The 5,523-nt window shown below is 69.3% G+C and carries 5 protein-coding genes and 1 rRNA gene; 2 read left to right on the top strand and 4 right to left on the bottom strand.

The window, feature by feature from the left end:
* Positions 1–267 precede the first annotated feature (267 nt).
* From ABTX18_RS35745 to ABTX18_RS35755, 3 genes are all read right to left on the bottom strand, one after another.
* The gene (locus ABTX18_RS35745; protein ID WP_352126973.1) at positions 268–522 is read right to left on the bottom strand and encodes a hypothetical protein; all 255 of its coding nucleotides are present in this window, start codon (positions 520–522) and stop codon (positions 268–270) included.
* Positions 519–1,439 (bottom strand): serine/threonine-protein kinase, encoded by a 921-nt coding sequence (locus ABTX18_RS35750; RefSeq protein ID WP_352126974.1) that lies wholly within the window; start codon positions 1,437–1,439, stop codon positions 519–521. The genes ABTX18_RS35745 and ABTX18_RS35750 overlap by 4 nt, the downstream gene beginning before the upstream one ends.
* 132 nt (positions 1,440–1,571) lie before the next feature.
* On the bottom strand, positions 1,572–3,176 hold the full coding sequence (locus ABTX18_RS35755) for a hypothetical protein (protein ID WP_352126975.1): 1,605 nt from the start codon (positions 3,174–3,176) through the stop codon (positions 1,572–1,574).
* A gap of 235 nt (positions 3,177–3,411) precedes the next feature.
* Between ABTX18_RS35755 and ABTX18_RS35760 the strand changes: the two genes are divergently transcribed.
* Together ABTX18_RS35760 and ABTX18_RS35765 are read left to right on the top strand one after the other, a co-directional pair.
* Complete coding sequence (locus ABTX18_RS35760; protein WP_352126976.1) at positions 3,412–4,803, top strand: P-loop ATPase, Sll1717 family; 1,392 nt, start codon at positions 3,412–3,414, stop codon at positions 4,801–4,803.
* Positions 4,804–5,209: 406 nt separating this feature from the next.
* Complete coding sequence (locus tag ABTX18_RS35765) at positions 5,210–5,350, top strand: hypothetical protein (RefSeq protein WP_352126977.1); 141 nt, start codon at positions 5,210–5,212, stop codon at positions 5,348–5,350.
* Positions 5,351–5,429: 79 nt separating this feature from the next.
* Here ABTX18_RS35765 and rrf read toward each other — a convergent pair.
* Positions 5,430–5,523, bottom strand: a 5S ribosomal RNA gene (gene rrf, locus ABTX18_RS35770); the annotation flags it as partial.

Raw genomic sequence — 5,523 nt, forward strand, 5'->3', positions numbered from 1 at the left:
GCGGGCTTTCCTCCGGGCGCTTCCCTTCGGTCTTGCGTTTCCGACTCTATCAGACTCTTTCGTGTCCGATTCCCGGTCGAAGCGGGTCTCGCATTTTCGCTTTCCAGTTCTTCGCTTTCGCGCTTTCCCTTTCCGGCGAGCTCAACTCTACCAGAGGATTTCGGGCCTGATTCCCACGGCCGGGAGGGGCCCTCGGGACTGCTGAGGGCCCGTCACACGTCGGCTCGTCGTCGCGAGATCGGTCTGGCCCGGGACGCCGGCCCCGGCTCATTCCTCGCCCGGTCCCTCGATCGACCGGACCATGATGGCCCGCCGGTCGTGCCGCCCGAGCCACCGCTCGCAGTCGGCGCCGATGCGTGAGTAGAGCTCAGCGGCGCCCCTTTCGTCCCCCGAGGCTCCGGTCAGTTCGGCGAGTTCGGTGCGGGCGGCGATGGTCTCCCTGGGTACCCCGCCGAACTGAAGGGTGAGCCTTCGTACGCGCTTGTCCGCTTCCCGGCTGCCTTCGGCGACCCGCGTGTTCACGTGCGGAGGACGACCTGGGGCAGCAGCTCGGTCGAACTTGCGCGGTGCGGCCGGCATGTACCGCTCGGCCGCCTGGATCGCCCGGATGACCACCCTCGCGTTTCGAGGACGATCCGCCGGGTTCTTGGCCAGCAGCGCGCCATGATCAGGTCGTCGAACGGCTCGGGTACTCCCGGCACCTGTCGCCCGGGCCGGGCAGGACGCTGGAACTGGTGCGCCTTCACCAGCGCCGCCGAGTCGGAGTGCCGGTCTCCGAAGGGGGGCCAGCCGGTCACCATCTCGTACATCACACAGCCCATGGAGTGCAGATCGCTGCGTTCGTCCCCGGATTCGAAGCGGCAGCGCTCGGGGGATCGGTAGAGCGGTGTACCCGTGTCCGTGTGGGTGTCATTGGCGTCGGCGAAGCGCGCCAGCCCGAAGTCGATGATGCGGACGTCGCTGCCCTCGTCCGTGATGAGGATGTTGCCGGGTTTGATGTCACGGTGCACCACCCCCTCCCGGTGGGCGGCCGCGAGTCCTTCGGCGATCTGCCTGCTCCAACGGACGGTCTGCTCCAGCAGCACCGGGTCGCCACCTACGTAATGGGTCAGAGCGCGCCCGTCCACGTACTCCATGACGATGTACGGGACTTCGTCCCTGGTCTCGCAGTCATGGATCGTCGCCACGTACGCGTGGTCGACGCGGGCCATGGTGCGCCCTTCCCGAGCGAACGGCTCCCTCATCACTGCGGCGCTTTCGGCGTCGGGAGCCGCTCCGAGGAAGTGAGCGGCCAGGAACTTGACCGCCACGCGCCGACCGAGCCGTTGGTCCCTGGCCTCCCACACCTCCCCCATGCTCCCTCGGCCGAGGGGGCCGATCAGCTCGTACCGAGACCCCTCACCCACGCATCGACGGGCGCCGGGCGGGCCGGGTGTCACCGCTCCTCCTCCGGGAGGGCCGCCGCCTTCTCCTGCCCCCAGGTGTCAGCACCCCAAGCGGCCAGAGGGCCGGACGCCTGCAGGTGCGTCACCCACCCGGTGAAGAACTCCTCGCGCGCGTCCAGCCCGCGGCTAAGCGACCGAACGCTGCGACGCGCCAATGCCAGTCCCTCCGTGCGTAGCTGGTCCCGTCGGATCGGGACCCTGCGCCATTCGTACCGCGCCCACAGGGCACAGGCCCCCGCCATGCCTCCCAGGACCACGCGGGCCGGGCCCCGAGGGCGTCAGGATGCCCAGAAGGCCGGCCACCGCGGTCAACAGGATCGCGCCCCACAGCCTGACCGGCCTCTGCCGCACCGCCGCCACACGCCGGTCGGTGCGCTCGCCAATCGTTCCGGCCAGATCGGCGGCGAGCGTCTCCGCGTCGACAGGGATGGCCAGGTCGGTGGGAACAACACCGCGCCATTCCCCGGTGCCGATCGTGAGCTCCCCGGGCAGCAGGTGCACGGCCCGGTCGGCGCACTCCTGCGCCGCGTCCAGGACGCGGGGCCAGAGATTGGCAAGGACCAGGCGCCGGGCCTCCTCGCCGAGCCGGACCGACGGCGGCACGAACACGGCGTTGGCCAGGAGCGTGCGCAGGTCGGAGGGCCTCCGCACCTCGCTCTCGGCGGCCAGGTCCGCTTGGGCAGCCCGCACATCCCCATCATGGGAGATGACGGCGCAACTGCTCCATCCTGTGGTCGAGCGCCTGCTCGTCGTATCGAACCGGGCGATCAGTGCACCGAGCGCGCCCTCGGTGTGCGGACCGGTGCCGGACCACGGCGTCGGATCATCGGAAAACTGCTCGTTCAAGTGCTCCAGGACGGCAGACGGCACAGTCGCCAGTTCCCACCCCCTTCGCAGGTGAGCCCATTCCGCCTCGCGGCAGAGCGTGCCCAGTTCCTCGAACGCGGTGTCGTCGAGCCGGTACCTGAGGTCCCGGACGTGCCGGGCCACTGGATCCTGGTCCCCGGCGTCGGTGCCTTTCGCCAGCGCGAACTGCCAAGCCCAACGCGCCATCGCCGTGCTCGGCGTACGCGTGCGCCTCGCCCCCCAGCTCCTTGCACGCGACGGCGTCCAGCACGATCTGAAAGTCCTCGTCGAGGGCGAACGGATCGATGGAATACAGGTACCGATCCTCCAACGCGCTGCTTCGGTGAACCTGCCGAGGCGGGAGCAGGTCAACGCGAAGAACAGGTCTGTCTTGGCCGGGTCCAGGGAGTACGCGATGCTGCGGGCCCGCCGGGCCCGCTGCGCCTCTCCCAGGTAGTCGGCGGCAAGCGCCACGACAGCGGGCGCGAGCCAGTGCGAGGCGTCCGCCAGCATGGTCTCGCCCGTGCACGCCTCGATGACCGCGCCCTCCACGACACCGTGCTCCAGCGCGTCGCGGACGAGCGTGTGCACCAGGCCCTGGGCCAGCGCCCGCGTGTGGCGCCGCCGCGCGAAGCGGCTCTGCCACTCCGGGGTGAGCCTGGTGAGCTCCGCCTCGGCCTGGGCGCGTACCTGATCCTGGGCATAGCGCTCGGCGAACTCGTCGAACCGGGCCCCGAGCTGGTTGAGCACGCTGCCCACGTCGCCGACCGCCTGCGCCACATCACGTACCTCGGAGGCCACAGCACCGAGATCACGGCGCAGTCCCGCGACCGCTTCCTGCACCTCGGTGATGTCGTCGTCGAGGGAAGCGATGTCCTTGCCCACGCGTGCCAGGACACCGTCCCGGTGCTCCTGCTCCGCCACCAACTCGCGGAGCCGTTCCCCCAACTCGAATTCCAGTGGTTCGGCTTCGAACCGTTCAGTCATGGTGTCCCACAGCGCCCCACCGCCACCTCGACTCGCCGCCCCCTCGCGAACTCAGGTCATCCGTGCGCACCCTTCGCACGTGAGGCCGAACGGCTAATCTGAGGCTGAACGCCGCAGCCGCGCAGGGGGAGCCGTGGAGCAGCCGTACCGGCCCGTGCACGATCTCTTCTTCGGACGCGACGACGCGGAGTCGGACTTCGCCGACGGCCTGCTGCGGCGCGGTTTCCAGACCACTTACGTCTCCCGCGCAGCCATGGAGGGACGCGAGTCCCTGGTGATCGGCCGCAAGGGCTCCGGCAAGAGCGCCATCTGCGCCCACCTCGCGGACGGGGGGTACGCAGACAGCACCACGCTGATCACACCGGACGACGCTGCCGGCGACGCGATCCGGCGCTTCGAGCTCCAGGGGCTGACCGCCGACACGGCCAAGTCGCTGATCTGGCGCTACGTCTTCGCGATCCACGCAGCCCAGTACGTCAGCGAACACGCCCACACGCACAAGGGCTTGCGCGTGCCGGCCTCCGTACGTGCGCTGCGCGACTTCCTGCGGGCCAACGACGAGGGCCATGACGGACGCCTCGCAGAACGGCTGAGCCGCGGTACGCGCCGACTCCAGTCCGCGTCGCTGTCCCTCAAGATGCTCGGCTTCGAGGCCGGCCTGAACGTCGGCGGCGAACCTGACGCGGCCGCGGCCGGCTCGGAGGGCGCCCGGGCGATGCGCCAGCTCGACACACTGGAGGCGGGGGTGCGGGCCGCCTTCGAGGACCTCGGATGCGCCACAGCCGTCGGCGAACCGCCGTTCCTGAGCCTCGTCGACCAGTTGGAGCAGGTGTGGCAGGGCTACACGGACAGCCATGCCCTGGTCACCGGGCTGCTCCTGGGGGCCCAGCACGTCGTCACGGCGTACCGGCATGCCGCACGGTGCGTGCTGTTCGTGCGGGCCGACATCTACGACTCCCTCAACTTCGCCGACGGTGACAAGTTCCGCAGCGACGAGGTCCGCATCAGCTGGCACCCGGAAGCCCTGCACGACCTGGCACGTACCAGGGCGGCATTGTCCCTGCGCCGCCCGGTGTCCGCCGAGGAAATGTGGCGCCTCATCTTCCCGCCTTCCGTAGCGGGGGAGCCGGTGCGCGACTATCTCGTCCAACGCTCACTCTCTCGTCCGCGCGACATCATCCAGTTCCTCACCCTGTCCAGGGACGCGGCCGACCGGCTCGGGTACGCCACCATCCACGAGGCCGACGTACTCGAGGCCACGGAGCAGTTCTCCCGGTGGAAACTCGACGACCCGGCCAAGGAGTACAACGTCGGATTCCCGTTCCTGCGGCCGGTGTTCGCCCGGTTCGAGAACGCCGGGTTCGAAGTAACCCGCACCGCGTTCACGGCCCCATTCGACGAGATCCGCGATGCCCTGCACGACCGGTACTCCGACTACACGGAACAACTGACGGCCCAGGGCGCCATCGAGGCCCTGTACGGCATCGGCTTCCTCGGGGTAAGCCGGGGGGACGGCATCGTCTAAGCGGGCGACTCCTTGTTCCCCGTCCAGCCGTACGAGCACGAGCTGCGGATCCATCCCTGATTCCGCCCCGCCGCTCAACTGCCGCTCCGCAACGGGTCGCCACACAAGCGCGGTGGTTGGCACGGTCGAGGGGAGAACACTCGCCTCTTCGACCCGCACGTCATTTCTCAGGAACGTCACCGCGACGGACGCGGGTACCAGGGCGGACCGTCCCATACAGCTCTCGAACGAGGCAGCGCTCGCTGCGGACCGGCTGATACGGCAGTTGGACCGTTCGGCCCTGCCCGACGCACTGCGTCTCGACATACAGGAGAGCCTGGCCGGCCTGCGTGCGAACTCGGCAGAGCGGGCGAGGCATTCGTGGCCCGGCACCGCATCCCCGACCGCCGCCTTCTCGGATCACCTGATGCAGCTTCACGAGCGCCTCAACGGACTGGGCTTCGGCGACGAACCGGTGACTCGGCGCTTCGCCGACGAGTCACGCATCCTGCGCCGAGCGCTCGGTGGTGCCGTGGGCGGCGGCGAGGGATCCGACTCCCTCGGCTGACATCGCGGACCTGCCGCATTCTGGTCCGGAACGCAGAAAAGCCCCGTGCCACAAGGGCACGGGGCTTTCTACAATAACTGTTCGGCGGCGTCCTACTCTCCCACAGGGTCCCCCCTGCAGTACCATCGGCGCTGAAAGGCTTAGCTTCCGGGTTCGGAATGTAACCGGGCGTT

Origin of the sequence: Streptomyces sp. NPDC096323, assembly GCF_040302845.1 — a bacterium.
In the GTDB taxonomy this organism is placed as follows: domain Bacteria; phylum Actinomycetota; class Actinomycetes; order Streptomycetales; family Streptomycetaceae; genus Streptomyces.